The sequence below is a fragment of the Rhizobium zaerense genome, from assembly GCF_051810725.1.
In the GTDB taxonomy this organism is placed as follows: Bacteria; Pseudomonadota; Alphaproteobacteria; order Rhizobiales; family Rhizobiaceae; genus Rhizobium; species Rhizobium leguminosarum_I.
In genome coordinates, this window is the sequence record NZ_CM132690.1 from 1,920,832 (window position 1) to 1,938,538 (window position 17,707).

13 protein-coding genes are annotated in these 17,707 nt (G+C 61.2%); 11 read left to right on the forward strand and 2 right to left on the reverse strand.

All coding sequences use genetic code 11. The features are described 5' to 3' along the window. Nucleotides 1-151: 151 nt before the first annotated feature. Nucleotides 152-1,801 (forward strand): COG3904 family protein, encoded by a 1,650-nt coding sequence (locus tag ACS4RR_RS09125; RefSeq protein WP_260109168.1) that lies wholly within the window; start codon nt 152-154, stop codon nt 1,799-1,801. A 199-nt stretch (nt 1,802-2,000) separates the two neighbouring features. After that, nucleotides 2,001-3,680, forward strand: a complete 1,680-nt coding sequence (locus tag ACS4RR_RS09130) for a formate--tetrahydrofolate ligase (RefSeq protein WP_222295067.1) — start codon at nt 2,001-2,003, stop codon at nt 3,678-3,680. 24 nt (nt 3,681-3,704) lie between these two features. Here ACS4RR_RS09130 and ACS4RR_RS09135 read toward each other — a convergent pair whose 3' ends face one another. After that, nucleotides 3,705-4,697 carry an extensin-like domain-containing protein gene (locus ACS4RR_RS09135; protein ID WP_456189990.1) on the reverse strand — a complete coding sequence of 331 codons (993 nt, stop codon included), beginning with the start codon at nt 4,695-4,697 and terminating at the stop codon, nt 3,705-3,707. 210 nt (nt 4,698-4,907) lie between these two features. Here ACS4RR_RS09135 and ACS4RR_RS09140 point away from each other — a divergent pair, with 210 nt between their 5' ends. From ACS4RR_RS09140 to queF, 6 genes are all read left to right on the forward strand, one after another. After that, nucleotides 4,908-7,157, forward strand: a complete 2,250-nt coding sequence (locus tag ACS4RR_RS09140) for a TonB-dependent hemoglobin/transferrin/lactoferrin family receptor (protein ID WP_456189991.1) — start codon at nt 4,908-4,910, stop codon at nt 7,155-7,157. A gap of 266 nt (nt 7,158-7,423) precedes the next feature. Then, a complete protein-coding gene (locus ACS4RR_RS09145; protein ID WP_260109165.1) occupies nt 7,424-9,613 on the forward strand; it encodes an anthranilate synthase in 2,190 nt (729 codons plus the stop codon). Between the two features lie 121 nt (nt 9,614-9,734). Continuing rightward, nucleotides 9,735-9,974 (forward strand): hypothetical protein, encoded by a 240-nt coding sequence (locus ACS4RR_RS09150; RefSeq protein ID WP_260109164.1) that lies wholly within the window; start codon nt 9,735-9,737, stop codon nt 9,972-9,974. 15 nt (nt 9,975-9,989) lie between these two features. Further along, complete coding sequence (locus tag ACS4RR_RS09155) at nt 9,990-10,661, forward strand: DUF2161 domain-containing phosphodiesterase (RefSeq protein ID WP_170260649.1); 672 nt, start codon at nt 9,990-9,992, stop codon at nt 10,659-10,661. A gap of 319 nt (nt 10,662-10,980) precedes the next feature. Further along, the gene (gene emfA / locus ACS4RR_RS09160; protein ID WP_170260650.1) at nt 10,981-11,895 is read left to right on the forward strand and encodes a CDF family cation efflux transporter EmfA; all 915 of its coding nucleotides are present in this window, start codon (nt 10,981-10,983) and stop codon (nt 11,893-11,895) included. Then, a complete protein-coding gene (gene queF, locus ACS4RR_RS09165; protein WP_170281354.1) occupies nt 11,895-12,359 on the forward strand; it encodes a preQ(1) synthase in 465 nt (154 codons plus the stop codon). The genes emfA and queF overlap by 1 nt, the downstream gene beginning before the upstream one ends. A gap of 124 nt (nt 12,360-12,483) precedes the next feature. Here queF and ACS4RR_RS09170 read toward each other — a convergent pair whose 3' ends face one another. Continuing rightward, nucleotides 12,484-13,260: a DUF2076 domain-containing protein gene (locus tag ACS4RR_RS09170; protein ID WP_260109163.1), complete on the reverse strand. Its 777-nt coding sequence runs from the start codon at nt 13,258-13,260 to the stop codon at nt 12,484-12,486. A 279-nt stretch (nt 13,261-13,539) separates the two neighbouring features. Between ACS4RR_RS09170 and ACS4RR_RS09175 the strand changes: the two genes are divergently transcribed. The 3 genes from ACS4RR_RS09175 to leuA all read left to right on the forward strand — a co-directional run bounded on the left by ACS4RR_RS09175 (nt 13,540) and on the right by leuA (nt 17,697). Further along, a complete protein-coding gene (locus tag ACS4RR_RS09175) occupies nt 13,540-14,124 on the forward strand; it encodes an ATP-dependent Clp protease proteolytic subunit (protein ID WP_017965367.1) in 585 nt (194 codons plus the stop codon). A gap of 194 nt (nt 14,125-14,318) precedes the next feature. Continuing rightward, on the forward strand, nt 14,319-15,518 hold the full coding sequence (locus ACS4RR_RS09180; protein WP_260109162.1) for a benzoate/H(+) symporter BenE family transporter: 1,200 nt from the start codon (nt 14,319-14,321) through the stop codon (nt 15,516-15,518). Between the two features lie 427 nt (nt 15,519-15,945). Next, nucleotides 15,946-17,697: a 2-isopropylmalate synthase gene (gene leuA / locus ACS4RR_RS09185; protein WP_260109161.1), complete on the forward strand. Its 1,752-nt coding sequence runs from the start codon at nt 15,946-15,948 to the stop codon at nt 17,695-17,697. Nucleotides 17,698-17,707: the final 10 nt, after the last annotated feature.

Below are 17,707 nucleotides of genomic sequence, written 5' to 3' on the forward strand. Positions count from 1 at the left end.
TCCATGCGCATCCGTCATGGGTTTCGCGCAGTGATGTAGGAAGAGAATCACCTTGGGAAGAGCCTGGCGGCAACACTTGTCGAAAACCGGCTTGCTGGCGATCAATGCAATTGCTAAGCGTCTTACCATGTATAATTGAGGCAATTCAACCGTGCGTTCTGCGATTTCTTTTTCAGTGAAGTCCCTATTTTCCCTGATATTACTCGTTTTATTATTTCTAACCCTGCCGATAGGAGCGGCAACCTCGCAGGCCGCCGGGCAGAAGAAGCAGGCAGGGCAGCCGCCGATGCGCTTCATCCTCGTGCGCAGTCTCCTCTGCATGGAAGACTGTCCGGAATGGATATCGGCAGAGGGACGCATAACCTCCGATACGCCGGCCCAGCTCCGAAAAATTCTGAAGAAGATCGGCGATCGGAAATTGCCTATTGTCCTGCTTTCGGAGGGTGGCGAAGTAGACGCGGCCTATGCAATGGGCCGAATGATCCGCAAGGCCGGGCTGGAAACAGCGGTCGGCGGCACCCGGTTGAAGGATTGCCCGGCGGAAGATATGCGTTGCGATGCTGCTGTCGCGAAGGACGGGCCCTCGCTTGGCGACGCCTATTCCTATGGTGCATACTGCTTTTCCGCTTGTCCACTGGTGTTCGCCGGCGGGACTGTGCGTGCGGCGCCGCAATGGGCTTTCATCGGCGTCCACCAGATCACGACCATCTATAGCAAGGTGCGCGTTTCCTATCGCATCGAATACAAGATCGTGAACGGCAAGAAGACGGAAATTTCCCGCAAGGAGGTTGGACGCAAGTCAGCGGGGCAAAGCAGTTCGACCAAACTTGGAAAGAAGGCAACCGCTGCCCTGACAGTCTATCTGAAAGAAATGGGCGTCAGTGCCGATCTCATCGGTGTGATGATGAGTGCCACACCTGACAAAATCAATGTCGTACCGCCCGAAGACGCACTTCGAATGGGTCTCGCAACGGACGTGCTGGCGTATAACGAATGGCCCGGCATGCCGCTTTGCGCGTTGGATGCGGCGGCTGAGGCTGTTTGTCACCGCCGTCCGGCGACCGAGGGGCGGGCGCAGGATGCGGCGGCGATAACCAGCGAGACTCCGGCGGAAAATCGGCCGATGGATTTTCTGCTGCTGTATGACGGCAATTGCCAGGACGAATGCACACAGTGGATTTCTGCGGAAGGAGACATCACGCCGGAGACACCGGCTCAGTTCAAGGCAATCTTGAAAACGCTTGGCGAAAGAAAGCTGCCGGTCGTCCTTCAGTCTAATGGCGGGGACATGGATGCGGCTTTCGCGATGGGGCGTATGATCCGGGCTGCTGGCCTGGAGACCTCGATTGGCAGAACGCGGTTGCCGAACTGCCCGACGCTGGATCCGCGTTGCAAGGCGAGCATGGCAAAAAGCGGCCCGACCAAGGGCGAGGTCTCTGCCGGCGGCGCATACTGCCTTTCGACCTGTGCTCTGGTCTTGATCAGCGGAACGCCGCGGCTTGTCGGATATTCCGATATCGGCCTCGCCAGACCCACGACGGCTGAATATCCAAAATTCTTCGCCTATTTCGACGAGATGGGTGTCAGTTCCGCGACATTCGAGACGATGATGCTTGTGACATCGATCGAGCAAAAAACCATGCCTCGTTCTCAGGCGCTCGAGCTTGGCCTCATCAATGGTATCATCCCTTATGGTGACGAACCCGGCTATCGCTTGTGTGGACCTGATGCCAAGCAAAGTCTTCGATGCCCCAGAAAAGCTGAAGCAGAGATCGCTCCTGCTGCTGCTTCGCTAAATTGATATCGGAATGCGGAACAGGCACAGCTCAGCGTTTCGCGTCCGGCTGCCGCTTGGTCAAGCTCCGAAGGCGCCCGTGCCGCCCGCTAATCCTTAACTGACGCAAGGCGCAGCACTATTCACACCCCGCCGATATTTCGCTATCTCGATCAAGAGAAAAACAACGGCTCCGCGCCCGCGGATGTCGGACGGGGGAACATCCATGCCATCCATCAAATCCGATATCGAAATCGCGCGCGCCGCGGCCAAAAAGCCGATCTTCGAGATCGGGGCGAAACTCGGCATTCCGGTCGAGCAGCTCGTTCCCTATGGTCACGACAAGGCAAAGGTCAGCGCCGAGTTCATCGCCGCCCAAGCGGGCAAGAAGGACGGCAAGCTGATCCTCGTCACCGCAATCAATCCGACACCGGCGGGCGAGGGCAAGACGACGACCACCGTCGGGCTCGGCGACGGCCTGAACCGGATCGGCAAGAAAGCCGTCGTCTGCATCCGCGAGGCCTCTCTCGGCCCCTGCTTCGGCGTCAAGGGCGGGGCGGCCGGCGGCGGTTACGCGCAGGTCGTGCCGATGGAAGACATCAACCTGCATTTCACCGGCGACTTCCATGCGATCACCTCGGCACACAATCTGCTGGCGGCGATGATCGACAATCACATCTACTGGGGCAACGAAGAGAATATCGACATCCGCCGCATCACCTGGCGGCGGGTGATGGACATGAACGACCGGGCACTCAGAAGCATGGTCTCCTCGCTCGGCGGCGTCGCCAACGGCTTCCCGCGCCAGGGTGGGTTCGACATCACAGTCGCCTCCGAGGTGATGGCGATCCTCTGCCTTGCCACCGATCTCAAGGATCTGGAGCGGCGGCTCGGCGACATCATCATCGGCTATCGTTTCGACCGGACACCGGTGCATGCGCGCGACCTGAAGGCCGACGGCGCCATGGCGGTGCTCTTGAAAGATGCGATGCAGCCGAACCTGGTGCAGACGCTGGAGAACAATCCGGCCTTCGTGCATGGCGGCCCCTTCGCCAACATCGCCCATGGCTGCAACTCGGTGACTGCGACCAAGACGGCGCTGAAGCTCGGCGATTATGTGGTGACGGAAGCGGGCTTCGGTGCCGATCTCGGGGCTGAGAAATTCTTCGACATCAAGTGCCGCAAGGCAGGGCTGAAGCCGGATGCGGCGGTCATCGTCGCGACCGTCCGGGCGCTGAAAATGAATGGCGGGGTGAAGAAGGAAGATCTCGGCTCCGAGGATGTCGTGGCGCTGAAAAAGGGCTGCGCCAATCTTGGCCGGCACGTCGCCAATGTGCGCCGGTTCGGCGTGCCCGTCGTCGTGGCGATCAACCATTTCGTCTCGGATACCGAGGCTGAGATCGCGGCAGTCAAGGAATTTGTCTCGAGACTTGGCGCCGAGGCAATCCTCTGCCGTCACTGGGCGCTGGGTTCGGCCGGCATCGAGGACCTGGCGCACAAGGTGGTGGAACTGGCAGAATCCGGGCAGGCGAAATTCCAGCCGCTTTACGGCGATGATCTTTCGCTGTTCGAAAAGATCGAGATCGTCGCCTCGAAGATCTACCATGCGGGCGAGGTGACGGCCGACAAGGCGGTGCGCGACCAGTTGCAGACATGGGAGGAACAGGGCTACGGCAAGCTGCCGATCTGCATGGCGAAGACGCAATATTCCTTCTCCACCGATCCAAACCTGCGTGGCGCGCCGGAAGGCCACATCGTCACCGTGCGGGAGGTGCGGCTTTCCGCGGGAGCGGGCTTCGTTGTCGCCATCACCGGCGAGATCATGACAATGCCCGGCCTGCCGAAATCGCCGTCGGCGGAGCGGATTTTCCTGAACGATCAGGGTTATATCGAAGGTCTGTTCTGATCCGGCGACGGCCTACCGGGATGATTAGTGGCAATAGCGATAGCCACCCTTCCTCTCGATCACGTCGAGATGGAAATGCGTCTCATGGGCGGCGTCGCTTTCGGGGTCGAGGACGGTGGTGAAATAGAGGCAGCCGGCGGCGCTGACGGTGCGCTGGAAGGCGCCGGTCAGCGTCGGATCCTCGCGGCGGGAGCGGACGGCAACATCCTCGCCCTTTTCGAAATGGAAGCTCGCAATGTCGATGGCGTTGCCGCGGGCATGTTCGGAGATCTTGCCGGTTCCAGCGCCGTTGCGCAGGCGGCACATATAGGCCGTTGCCTGGTTGACGGTGGTGATGCGGCCCTGCTCCGGCAGGGCGGCGGAGGCCGCCGGGATGACGCTGTCTTTCATCCAGCGGGCAAGGGCAAGCGCTGCCGGACAGCGGATCGTCGCCTCCGGCTTCAGCTTGATGCCGGGCAGGGCTTCGGAGACGATGATCGGCTTGTCGATGCCGCAGCCATTGCCGTCGTCGATGCGCGGCGCTTCCTTGAAGACCACACCCAGGGCCTGAAGCGCAGCCGTGCATTCGGCATGCTCGGCATCGCTTTCGGGCTCGATCGTCAGGTGTTGCTCTTCCAGTGTCTGCTCGCCGGGCGGCTTACCTTCTTCAGGGCTGCCGGGCGGTCGTGGCGGACCTTGCATCTGCTCTGTCGGCCCAGGCTTTGACGGTGCGGCCTGCGGCGCTGGCGGCTGGCTCGGCACCGGTGCCTCCGGATCCTCTAGATCGGGTTTCGGCTGAGGGGCCGGGACCTCTTCGGGCGCGGGCGGTTCCGCCTTTTCCGAGGACGGGGAAGTGGGGTTGGTCGCCTGTCCGGCATCTGGCCGAGGTTCGGGCATCGGGCCTTGCGGGGGCAGGCGGGCGCCGGCAAGAAAGGCGCTAGCGGCGAAAAGGATCGCTAATATCGAAAGTTTTCTCAACGCGTCCGATTCCTCGTGTCCGTGGCCGAAGACAACGCATGAGGGCGTTTTTCGTTGCAATTGTGCAACGTCCTTGAAGATCGCTAAAACGTGATTGATATATTCAACATAAGGCGGTCAACTTATGTTGACAATATTAATCATGTTTTTTAAGCGGCGAAAAGAAGGCGGAATTCTGCTCCGCCTTCATCCGCAAAAGCCTAGCCAGCCCCTCGAGCGTGCGACACGCCACGACCAGCCAGCCCGGTAATCATCATTAGAGGGTAGGTTATGATCGTCCGGCATTGGCGCTCGGTTCTATTGGTCTGCACGGCAGCCACAGTTGTTCTTCCTGTTTCGCAGTCTTTTGCGCAAAGCGCTCCGGCAGCCACGCCGCAAGCCGCGACGGATGACAGCACCGTCCTGGAGAAGATCGTCGTCAAGGGCAAACGCGTGGCGCCGGGCAGCGTCGCCGACACGCCGCTGGCGACCGAGATCACCGCCAAGCAGATGGCAGAAAAGCAGGTCACCAATTTTGACGATATCGGCCGCAGCGTCGATGCAGGCGTAAATTATTCGCGTGGTGACGCAGGCTTCAACCTGCGCGGCCTTTCCGGCGCGCGCATCCTGACTACCATTGACGGCATTCCGATCCCTTATATTTCGAACAGCGCGCGCCAGGGTGCTTTCGCCCTCAGCAACGCCAACGGCGGCGGCGACACCTTCGATTTCGATTCGCTGTCCTCGCTCGATATCGTGCGCGGGGCAGATTCGAGCAAGGGCGGTTCCGGTATGCTCGGCGGCGCCATCGTCCTCAATACGCTGGAGCCGGAGGATCTTATCCCTGAAGGCCGCGACTGGGGCGCGATCGTCAAGTCGACCTATGACAGTGAAGACCGCAGCATTTCCGGTTCGGCCGCCGCAGCCAAGAAGATCGGCGGCACGTCGATCTTGTTTCAGGGCGGTTACCGCAAGGGCCATGAACGCGACAACATGGGCGACAATGACAGCTACGGTCGTTTCCGCACCGAGGCAGATCCGGCTGATTTCGATCAACACAATCTGCTCTTCAAACTGCGTCAGGAGATGGAAGGCGGGCACCGCATCGGCCTGACGGCCGAGCGTTTCCGTCGCGACCTGCAGACCGACCTGCGTGAACAGCAAGGCACCGGACGCACCTATATGATCGGCAACTACGACGGTCGCGAACTGCGTGACCGCGATCGCGTATCGCTCGATTATGATTATGAGGCCCAGTCTTCCGACGCATTCTTCAGCAGTGCGCGAGCCACGCTCTATTGGCTGGATTTGAAGAAGGAATCCGGCAGCAAGGGCCGTACGGCAGCGAATGTGGCTTATGGCCGTAACAACGAGATCGAAAACGAAACCTGGGGCTTCAGCGGCACGGCGACGAAGGATTTCGAATATTCCGGTCTCAGCCACTCCGTTCGCGTTGGCCTCGATGTCGGCGTTTCCAGCTGGAGCCAGTATGGCTGGGCACTTTGCCCCACACCGACGACCTGCCCCTCGCTGAACAACCAGGCGGAAGTGCCCGATGTCGACATTCAGAACCTTGGGTTGAGCTTCGAAGACAAGATCGAAATCGGCAATACCGGCTTCGCGCTGACACCCGGCTTCCGCTTTGACTGGTTCAACTACAATCCCTCAACCGGCGGGAGTTTCGCAAGCAATACCGGGCTTACCCGTTTCGGGGACCTGAACGACCGAACGGAAGCCGGCCTGTCACCGAAGATTCTTGCGACATACGACCTGACGCCTGACGTGCAGCTCTACATGCAGCTGGCAGTCGGCTTCCGCGCACCTACCGTGGACGAACTCTACAGCCGCTTCTACAACCCGACGGGCCGCTACGCCCAGCTCGGCAATCCCGATCTTGAACCCGAAATCGGCCGCGGCGTCGAAATCGGCGCCAATTTTGACACGGGCGATTTTACTGGTCGGGTCGCGGCTTTCCACACCCGCTACCAGAACTTTATCGAGACGGTGACGAGCATCGATGCGACCGGCTTCACGACGTTCAACTACGCGAATGTGTCAGCGGCCACGATCTCCGGTATTGAAGCCAGCGCCGTCAAGACGTTCAACAACGGCATCAATCTGCATGCGTCACTTGTCTATGCCTATGGCAAGAACGAGGATACCGCCCAGCGCCTGCGCTCGGTGGCGCCATTCAAGGCGATCGTCGGCGGCGGTTGGAGCAATGAGACTTTCGGCTTCGATCTTTCTTCTACGCTTTCGGCCGGCATGCTCACCGACCATCTCAAGACACCCGTCACCAACACCGCCGACACAACCTTCGATGCGCCCGGCTACGCAATCGTCGACCTGACCGGCTGGTGGACGCCGGACCAAATGCCGGGCCTGCGCGTGCAGGCAGGCGTCTACAACATCTTCGACCAGGAATATTTCAACGCGCTCGCCGTGCGCGATGTCAACCTGAGCTCGACGGCGTCCCAGCCGCGGGAGTGGTATTCGGAGCCGGGTCGTACGTTCAAGGTGTCGCTGACCAAGACCTTCTGATCGCGATCACGCTTCCAGGGCTGGGGATGGGCGGCTTTCGGGTCGCCCTTTTCATTCCCGCATTCGCCTCTTGCGCAATGGCTGATCTCAGGCTAACAATTTTCTCCATGATCAAGTCCTTGAACATTGCAGTTTGGTGGTGGGTTCGCTAAGGCGGCCTCGACCAATCGTGTTCAAAGACGACGAGTGAGCCGCCCGAAACTTCGAGGCGGCTTTTTTTGTTTTATGGCCGCCTGTCGTCCGGGCCCCGATAACGGAGTGGAACAATGGTAACGATCCTGCGGGATGATGGTGCGGAAATCTACGAGACCAAGGGCGGCATATCCGTCACGCGGCAGCGGCGGGCGATCCCCTACGGCGATGCGGTCTCTTCCTATGTCGACAAGCTCGACGAGCGCCGCGGTGCGGTGTTTTCGTCGAACTACGAATATCCGGGCCGCTATACGCGCTGGGATACTGCCGTCGTCGATCCGCCGCTCGGCATCTCCTCCTTCGGGCGTGACGTCTGGATCGAAGCCTATAATGAACGCGGCGAAGTGATCCTCGGCTTCGTGACCGAGCGGCTGAAGACGGTGTCCGACATCGTGCTCGGCGTGTCCTCCGCCCGTCGCCTCGACCTGACCGTCAAGACGCCGGACCGGGTGTTTACCGAGGAAGAGCGCTCGAAGATGCCGACGGTCTTCACCGTGCTGCGCGCCGTCACCGACCTGTTCTATTCGCAGGCGGATGCGAGCCTCGGGCTCTACGGCGCCTTCGGATACGACATCGCCTTCCAGTTCGATGCGATCGATCTGAAGCTGACGCGGCCCTCAGACCAGCGCGACATGGTGCTCTATCTGCCGGACGAGATCCTTGTCGTGGACAACTACGCCGCCAAGGCCTGGGTCGACCGTTACGACTTCGAAAAAGGCGGCGTGTCGACCGAGGGCAAGGCCCAAGATATCGCGGCGGAGCCCTTCAAACACACGGATGCCATTCCGCCGAAGAGCGATCACCGGCCGGGCGAATATGCCGAGCTCGTCACCAAGGCGAAGGAAAGTTTCCGCAAGGGCGACCTCTTCGAAGTCGTGCCCGGGCAGAAATTCATGGAGCGCTGCGACAGCAGGCCGTCCGACATTTCCAAGCGGCTGAAGGCGATCAATCCGTCGCCCTATTCCTTTTTTATCAATCTCGGCCATCAGGAATATCTGGTCGGCGCCTCACCTGAAATGTTCGTGCGCGTTTCCGGCCGTCGCATCGAAACCTGTCCGATTTCGGGCACGATCAAGCGCGGCGACGATCCGATCGCCGACAGCGAGCAGATTCTGAAGCTCCTGAATTCGAAGAAGGACGAGTCCGAGCTTACCATGTGCTCTGATGTCGACCGCAACGACAAAAGCCGCGTCTGCGAGCCGGGTTCGGTCAAGGTCATCGGCCGCCGGCAGATCGAGATGTACTCGCGCCTCATCCACACGGTCGACCATATCGAAGGGCGGCTGCGCGACGACATGGACGCCTTCGACGGTTTCCTCAGCCACGCCTGGGCGGTCACTGTCACCGGCGCCCCGAAGCTCTGGGCGATGCGCTTCATCGAGAGCCATGAAAAGAGCCCGCGTGCCTGGTATGGCGGGGCGATCGGCATGGTCGGCTTCAACGGCGACATGAACACCGGCCTGACGCTGCGCACCGTGCGCATCAAGGATGGTATCGCCGAGGTGCGCGCCGGTGCGACGCTGCTCAACGATTCCATTCCTGAGGAAGAAGAAGCCGAAACAGAACTGAAGGCCTCCGCCATGCTTTCCGCCATCCGAGACGCCAAGACCGGCAATTCCGGCAGGATCCAGCGCGACGTCGCGAGCGTCGGCAAGGGCGTCAGCATCCTGCTCGTCGATCACGAAGACAGCTTCGTCCACACACTCGCCAATTATTTCCGCCAGACGGGGGCGACGGTTTCGACCGTGCGCACGCCCGTTCCGGAGGAAATCTTCGACCGGCTGAACCCGGACCTCGTCGTGCTGTCGCCAGGACCTGGAACGCCCAAGGATTTCGATTGCAAGGCGACGATCAAGAAGGCGCGGGCGCGCAACCTGCCAATCTTCGGCGTCTGCCTCGGCCTGCAGGCGCTCGCCGAAGCCTATGGCGGGGAACTGCGCCATCTGGCGCTGCCGATGCACGGCAAGCCCTCGCGCATCCGCGTGCTGGAGCCTGGCATCGTCTTCTCCGGCCTTGCCAAGGAGGTGACGGTCGGCCGCTACCACTCGATCTTCGCCGATCCCTCGACGCTGCCGCGCGAGTTCATCATCACGGCGGAAAGCGACGACGGCACGATCATGGGTATCGAACACGCCAAGGAACCGATCGCCGCAGTGCAGTTCCATCCGGAGTCGATCATGACGCTCGGTGGCGATGCGGGAATGCGGATGATCGAAAATGTCGTGGCGCATCTGGCGCGCAGGGTGAAGACGAAGGCTGCGTGACGGCAATTTCGCCTGGCCCTTCCTACTATGGGAAGGGCCAGGCGTCAGGCCGCCGGGCCGCGACTTGACTTCTTCCGGCAAATCAGAACATTTCAGGAACGATCAATCGGAACCTGTCGCCGTGGCCAATGCTGAAAAGTTCATCGTTCTCCCTTACCGCAAGAACCGCGGCAATCTCGTGGCCGGCGAAATGCGCCAGGCATCGAACTCCGTCAGTGCGGAAAAGATCGCCTCGGCGATGGCTGAGCGTTTCGTCGGCGTGGCGGCCTATGCCGTGATCGTCGATGAAGAAACCGGCGACATGTCGTCGCCGCGATTGCTTGCACGATATGGCGAGATTGCCGATCTCAACGCCGCCTGAGGCGCCGTTTTTACCATGGAGACGTCGCTCTACCTGCCGGTCAAAGCTTTCCTGGAGGCGGCTGGTTATGTCGTGAAGGGCGAGGTCGGCGGATGCGATCTCGTCGGCTTGAGCGGCGCCGAGCCGCCGGTCGTGGTGGTCTGCGAACTGAAACTCTCCTTCAATCTCGAATTGCTTCTCCAGGCGGTTGACCGCGCGGCGATGAGTGATGAAGTCTGGGTCGCGGCCCGCGTTTCTGCCAAAGGCCGAGGGCGGGAGGCCGACAAACGATACCGCGACCTCTGCCGGCGACTTGGTATCGGCATGCTTGGCGTCTCCGATGGCGGCGAGGTCAGCGTCATCGTCAGCTCTGTCTCGCCTATGCCGCGCACCAATCCGAAGCGGCGCTCGCGCCTTGTCAGGGAGCATCAGCGCCGCCGTGGCGACCCCGCCGTCGGTGGCGGCTCGCGGGCGCCGATCATGACCGCCTATCGCCAGCAGGCGTTGCTCTGCGCCTCAGCACTCGATGGAGGGCTCAAGCGGCCGCGAGATATGAAGGCGCTTGTGCCCAATGCCGGCCCGATCCTGCGCGACAACGTCTACGGATGGTTCGAGCGGATAGAAAAGGGTGTTTACGCCCTGACGTCTGCAGGACAGGCTGCTCTTTTGCGCTGGCCGCAGCCTGTCCTTTCCGACCCGGCTCCTTGAGCCGGCGCAGTACCAAGCAAAGGGGATCGTTCGACGAGCGCTGCTTTCCGGCTACTGCATAGCCCCGTAAAGCGGAATCGATTTGAGGATAAAATTATGCAGTAATTCAAAGTGTTACGGCGTCTTTTACGCGTCCGAAAGGATGCGCGGCGCTGTAAGGCCGGCAACGCTTGTGAACGGCGTGTCATTCCCCTTTGACAAATCCTCCGTCATCGCCCATATCACCCTAGACTGAACCGCCTGCGCGACATTCGCGTGGGCGGTTTTGCGTTTCAACGGCTTAAAAGCTGCAATTCATTCGCAACCGCAGGGGGACGATATGAGTGACGACGGCGATCTTACGGTTCGGAAGCTGGCGATGTGGGGGATTCCGCTGTCGCTCGGCGTCATGGGTCTGAAGATGGTGGCGTGGTGGGTCACCGGGTCGGTGGCGCTGCTGTCGGACGGGCTCGAATCGTCGGTCAATGTCGCCGCCGCCTTCATCGCCTTCTTCGTCATCCGCTACGCGCAGAAGCCGGCCGATCACGACCATCCCTTCGGCCATCACAAAGCGGAATATCTGTCTGCCGTCACCGAGGGCGCGCTGATCATCGTCGCCGCCCTGCTGATCGTCAACGAAGCGATCGGTTTCCTCGCCGAACCGCGCATGCTCGATGCGCCGGTACTCGGCCTTGCGATCAATTTCGCGGCCGGCGTCATCAATGCGATCTGGGCGCGGCTGTTGATCCGGACGGGGCGCCAGCACCGCTCGGCGGCGCTCGCGGCGGATGGGCAGCACATCATGTCCGATGTGGTGACCTCTGTCGGCGTGCTCGTCGGCCTGCTGCTGGCGCTGGCGACGGGCTATGCGATCTTCGACCCGATACTCGCCATCCTTGTTGCCGTCAATATCCTCTATCAGGGGTGGAAGGTGATCTCGCAATCGATCGGCGGCCTGATGGACCAGGCGGTCGAGCCGCAGGAGGAGGAGGCGATCAAACAAGCGATCGCTACCCACGCCGAAGGCTCAATCGGCGTGCACGACCTGAAAACGCGACGTGCGGGTAAAGTCACCTTCATCGATTTTCACATGGTGGTGCCAGGAGCGATGTCCGTTCGGCAGGCGCATGATATATGCGACCGCCTTGAGGATGCCATCAGGGCGGTGCACGAGGGCGCCACTATCGCAATTCATGTGGAGCCGGAGGGCGAGAAGGCTCACGGCATCCGCGTCAAAGTCGTCAAGGAGGCATGATGCCGAATACCGATGTTTCCAGCCTGTCGATGCTGGGTCAGCAAACCGAAACCGCAAGATCGCCGGAAGAGGCAGTGCTTGAGAAAGTGCCGTCCAACCATGCCGGCACCGATTATGTCGTGCGCTTCACCGCGCCGGAATTCACCTCGCTCTGCCCGATGACCGGGCAGCCGGATTTCGCCCATATCGTCATCGACTACATTCCAGGCGAATGGCTGGTGGAATCGAAGTCGCTGAAGCTCTTCCTGCATTCCTTCCGCAATCACGGCGCTTTCCACGAGGATTGCTCGATCTACATCGCCAAGCGCATCGTCGAGTTGCTCGATCCGAGGTGGCTGAGGATAGGTGCCTACTGGTATCCGCGCGGCGGCATTCCGATCGACGTCTTCTGGCAGACGGGCACACCGCCGGAGGGCGTGTGGCTGCCGGAACAGGGCGTCGCCACCTACCGCGGCCGTGGGTGAGCCGCGGTCGGGCAAAGCCCGAGCAATCGATCCAGCGAATCGATTGCAGCGGCGAACGCCTTGAGCTTAAGCGAAGGGCCGGGATACGGTGCGGCAACCGCTGCCCGTCTCCAACCGCCAAACCTCACACATCCGTAACGTCGTCACTGGACGAATCGTCGGTGTAGTCGTCGCCGTCGTCATAATCGGCCTGCTGCAGATTGTCGTTGTCGTTATTATCGGCCGCATTGTCGGACGCCTGGCGGGTGTCGTCATTGCCGTAATAATTGTTGATGACGGTTTCCTCTGTGGGCGCGCTGGCATTGCCAAAGGGGTTGGCGCCGAAGGGCGAGCCCCAACCAAGTGAGGACATGTGATTGCCGAAGATCCCGCTCAGCGAATTGGCAAGCAGCATGCCGCCGGCAACGCCGGCTGCCGTGCCGAGCGCACCGCGCAGGAAGCTGCCGCCGGCCGACGGCGCCGAGACCTGCTGGCTCCAGGGGCCGGTCGGCTGTTGCTGCTGCGGATGGCGGCCATCGCGGTCATAGCCGCGTGAATCGTCATCGGCGCGGGACTGCTGACCCCAGGGACCGGGATTGGAGGGGACGGGTGCCGGTTGCTGCGTCTGGGTGTTGCCGAAGATCGAGCTCAGGAAGCCGCCGCCCCGCTCGGCCTGGTGGTGTTCACTCTCGCCGGCTTCCAGCTGGCGGACACGCTCTTCGAGTTCCTTGATGTGGTTGGCCGCCGCCTCCAGCCCCTTTTCCTGAACGATGACGGCCTGGGCCAGATAGTAGGTGGCGGAGGGCTGTTCGCGTGTCGCCTGTTCGATCAGGGCCTCAGCGTCGCGGTCGCGCGGCTGGGCCGCTGCGGTGCGCACACGGTCGAAGAGGGCGGTCAGCAATTGGCGTTCTTCGGGTGACATGTTCTGCCTCCTGTTGGTCCGGAGCACTCTCGTATCCGACCGGACGCGTACAGCGCTCCATGGTTTTTCGGTGCAGCTATCGCTGCGTGAGGTTGAGGTAGGAACCGATTCAGGCTTTTCAAAGCCTTTCACCGTTACATTTCAGTAAGGCTTGCAGAACGGCGCGCGGCTTCTTAAGGATATCTCCATCGCTTCGGTGCCTTGTGTTTTTCCCACATTGTTTTAGGCATTGAGTCGCACTATGTGCGGGGAAGCCGAATTCATCTCCAAGAGGTTCGAATGAACGACGAAGACCAGGACGACAAGACGAAGGAACTGCCGCTCGGCAAGGAAACGGAGGCGAATCTTTTCAAGTCGCGTTCGATCTTCATCTACGGGCCGATCAATCAGGAATTGGCGCAGAAGGTCTGCTCGCAGCTCGTGGCACTGGCCGCGGCCAGCGACGAGGACATTCGCATCTATGTCAATTCGCCCGGCGGTCACGTCGAATCCGGCGATTCCATCCATGACATGATCAAGTTCATCAAGCCGAAGGTCTGGATGATCGGCACCGGTTGGGTCGCCTCCGCCGGCGCGCTGATCTATGTCGCCACTCCGAAGGAGCGGCGCCTGTGCCTGCCGAACACGCGCTTCCTGCTGCATCAGCCCTCCGGCGGTACGCGCGGCATGGCATCCGACATCGAAATCCAGGCGCGCGAAATCATCAAGATGAACGAGCGCCTGAACAGGATCATGGCAGAGGCCACCGGCCAGCCGCTCGACAAAATCGCCAAGGATACGGATCGCGACTACTGGCTTTCGGCCGAAGAGGCGAAGGAGTATGGCCTCGTTTCGCGGATCGTCACGTCGCAGGCCGATATCTGAGCTTTCTCAGCCAAAGCTGCCGAGAACCCGCCCTTGCCTGCCGATGGCAGGCGAGGGCGCTTTGTTTTCGGATAAGGCTTGAACGGAGATGGTCTCCTATCGACAAGGTCTGAACGGAAAGCACAGAGTCCGGACTTGCGCCTGCGGCAACCATCATGCTCCATGCGCCATTCCCGCAGCCCGCGAGTCCTGCCATGCTCAAAGATTTTTCCGTCCAGGCCCTGTTCATGGGGCTGCTGACTGCCTTCGTCGGTTCTGCCAGCTCCTTCGCCGTCGTGCTGCACGGGTTACAGGCGGTCGGCGCCACGGACGTACAGGCGGCTTCGGGGCTCATGGCATTGTCGATTTCGATGGGCATCTGCGCGATCGTGTTGAGTGCCGTGACCCGATTGCCGGTCAGCATCGCCTGGTCGACACCGGGTGCCGCACTGCTGGCAAGCACCGGGGCGATCGACGGCGGCTTCAATGCGGCGGTCGGGGCATTCCTGATCTGCGCTGTACTGATTATCGTTGCGGGACTGTTCAAGCCGCTCGGGCGAGCGGTTGCCGCGATTCCGACACCACTCGCCAATGCGATGCTCGCCGGCGTGCTCATCGGCCTGTGCTTCGCACCGGTGAAGGCGATCGGCTTCAATCCGCTGTTCGGCCTGCCGATAGCCGTCGCATGGATCGTCGTCGGCGTCTTCAAGCGGCTTTGGGCGGTGCCGGCAGCACTCGCAGCCTTCGCGCTGGTGCTCGCCTTCGGCGTCGATATCCCCGACGGTGCGCTCGGCTCGCTGGAACAATCACTCGTGCCAACGGCGGAAATCGTCCGGCCGGTGTTCAATTTGGCCGGCCTCATCTCGATCGCGCTGCCGCTCTTCATCGTCACCATGGCTTCACAGAACATTCCGGGTATCGCGGTGCTGAAGGTCAACCACTACGATCCGAAGCCCGGTCCGCTCTTTGCCGTCACCGGCTTCTTCTCGCTGCTGTCGGCGCCGTTCGGCGGCCACGCGGTCAATCTGGCGGCCATCACCGCGGCGATGTGCGCCGGACAGGATGCCCATGCCGACCCGAAGCGGCGCTATTGGGCGTCGCTGATCGCCGGCGTCGGTTATATCATCCTCGGGCTGCTTGCCGGCGCGGTGACGGCCTTCGTCGCGCTGGCGCCTTCGATCCTGATCGAGGCGGTAGCGGGGCTGGCGCTGGTCGGCGCCTTCTCGTCCTCGGCGATGTCGGCCTTCCAGGCGCCAGCCTCCCGTGAGGCGGCGGCAATCACCTTCCTCGTCACCGCATCCGGGGTTTCCTTCGGCGGCATTTCCGGCGCCTTCTGGGGCCTGATCGCGGGTGGGCTGATGCTGGCGCTGTCGCGGCTGGTGAAGATTTGGAAAGACCGAGCTCAGTCGAGGTAACGGAAGGTCGTTGTGCTCCCCAAATGCCGGATCCTGGCGCTTTCAAGCAGCTCCGCCGGCAATAAGGACAGTTCGTCGATCGTTGGCGGCGACCAAAAGCCGGGCAAGGACTTGCCAGTCTTACTGCCCGAGGTTATAAGCGCGGTCATGAAGACCACTGGCGCCAGAATTTCTGAGACGTTTGTACGCGGCCGCATCGCCCTGCGTGACGTCTCGCGCGCCCTGACCTCGCTTCTTCTCCTCGGCCTTACACGCGGTTGCCGGGTCCTTTGAGGAGCGCCCGGCGGCCGAAAGCCCGCCCGGCCATCGCTCCTCGCGACTCATTTTCAAAATTGACCTAACGACCGACGAGGTCCGCATTTGTTTATCGCCAAGCCCGACCTGATCGGCTAAGAGCGGGCAAATGCCGGGACGAGGAGACGATACGATGGACGCAAAGACGCAATCCTCCGAAAATAAGATGGCCTCCAAGAGCGGAACGAGCTCCGCAAAAGGCATGCCTGACGCCGCGGTGAAATACCGGGCCTATCCGCAGGTGAACATTCCTGACCGCACATGGCCGACGAAGACCATTACCAAGGCACCGGTCTGGTGCTCGGTCGACCTGCGCGACGGCAACCAGGCGCTCGTCGACCCGATGGGACACGATCGCAAGGCGCGGATGTTCCATTTGCTGATCGAGATGGGCTTCAAGGAAATCGAGATCGGTTTCCCCTCGGCCTCGCAGACCGATTTCGACTTCGCCCGCTGGTGTGTGGAGGAGGGCAATGTGCCCGACGACGTCTCCCTGCAGGTATTGGTGCAGTGCCGCCCGGAACTCATTACCCGCACCTTCGAAGCACTGGAAGGCGCAAATCGGCCGATCGTGCACTTCTACAACTCCACCAGCGAGTTGCAGCGCCGCGTCGTCTTCGCCAAGGATGTGCAGGGCATCAAGCAGATCGCCGTCGATGCGGCCAAGATGATCACCGATATGGCCGCGAAGGCCGGCGGCGGTTACCGTTTCGAATATTCGCCGGAGAGCTTTACCGGCACGGAACTCGATGTGGCGCTGGAGATCTGCAACGCCGTCATCGAGGTCGTCAAGCCGACGCCCGATAACAAGCTGATCATCAACCTGCCATCTACCGTCGAGATGGCGACGCCGAACGTCTATGCCGACCAGATCGAATGGATGTGTCGCAACCTCGACAATCGCGAGAACCTGATCGTTTCGCTGCATCCGCATAACGACCGCGGCACCGGCATTGCCGCTGCCGAATTGGCTCTGCTGGCAGGTGCCGACCGCGTCGAAGGCACGCTGTTCGGCAATGGCGAGCGCACCGGCAATGTCGACATGGTGACGATGGCGCTGAATATGTTCACGCAAGGCGTCGATCCCGAGATCGACTGCTCGAATATCGAGCGCATCAAGGAAGTGTTCGAATATTCGAACCAGATGGCGATCGGCGAGCGTCATCCCTACGTCGGCGAACTGGTCTATACGGCCTTCTCCGGCTCGCATCAGGATGCGATCAACAAGGGTATGAAGGCAGCACAGGTCGCCAATCATCCCGTGTGGGAGGTCCCGTACCTGCCGATCGATCCGCGCGATGTCGGTCGTTCCTACGAGGCGATCATCCGCATCAACTCTCAGTCCGGCAAGGGCGGCATCGCCTATATCCTGCAGCAGGATTACGGGCTGAACCTGCCGCGTAACCTGCAGGTGGAATACCGCGAGGATATCCAGCGCATCACCGACGTAGAGGGCAAGGAGCTTCCGTCCCGGCGCATCTACGACCGCTTCATCGAGCGCTACGTGACGCAGCCGGAAGGGCGCCTGCGCTTCGTCGACCATCACACCTATCCCGACACCGAGCACAAAGGTCAGCGGATCGTCGCAGCCGAGATTAACGACAATGGGGAGATCAAGCGCATCGAAGGGCGCGGTAACGGTCCGATCGACGGCTTCATCAATGCGCTGTCGCATTATCTCGGCATTGAGATGTCGGTCGAGGACTATTCCGAGCATTCGCTCCAGCATGGCTCGAACGCGGCGGCGATCTCCTATGTCGAGACCTCCTATCCCGGCGGCAAACTCTTCGGCGCCGGCATCAATACCAACATCGTCGCGGCATCGCTGGAAGCGATCGTCTCGGCCGCCAACCGCGTGCTCGACGTGAAGGCCGGCAAGGCCTGATCTTAAAGGA

Excerpts from the sequence above, each read along its gene's own strand:
- ACS4RR_RS09140 (WP_456189991.1), top strand. The coding sequence starts at position 4,908 with ATGATCGTCCGGCATTGGCGCTCGGTTCTATTGGTCTGCACGGCAGCC.
- ACS4RR_RS09155 (WP_170260649.1), top strand. The coding sequence starts at position 9,990 with ATGGAGACGTCGCTCTACCTGCCGGTCAAAGCTTTCCTGGAGGCGGCT.
- ACS4RR_RS09130 (WP_222295067.1), top strand. The coding sequence starts at position 2,001 with ATGCCATCCATCAAATCCGATATCGAAATCGCGCGCGCCGCGGCCAAA.
- ACS4RR_RS09145 (WP_260109165.1), top strand. The coding sequence starts at position 7,424 with ATGGTAACGATCCTGCGGGATGATGGTGCGGAAATCTACGAGACCAAG.
- ACS4RR_RS09180 (WP_260109162.1), top strand. The coding sequence starts at position 14,319 with ATGCTCAAAGATTTTTCCGTCCAGGCCCTGTTCATGGGGCTGCTGACT.
- ACS4RR_RS09170 (WP_260109163.1), bottom strand. The coding sequence starts at position 13,260 with ATGTCACCCGAAGAACGCCAATTGCTGACCGCCCTCTTCGACCGTGTG.
- leuA (WP_260109161.1), top strand. The coding sequence starts at position 15,946 with ATGGACGCAAAGACGCAATCCTCCGAAAATAAGATGGCCTCCAAGAGC.
- ACS4RR_RS09175 (WP_017965367.1), top strand. The coding sequence starts at position 13,540 with ATGAACGACGAAGACCAGGACGACAAGACGAAGGAACTGCCGCTCGGC.
- queF (WP_170281354.1), top strand. The coding sequence starts at position 11,895 with ATGCCGAATACCGATGTTTCCAGCCTGTCGATGCTGGGTCAGCAAACC.
- emfA (WP_170260650.1), top strand. The coding sequence starts at position 10,981 with ATGAGTGACGACGGCGATCTTACGGTTCGGAAGCTGGCGATGTGGGGG.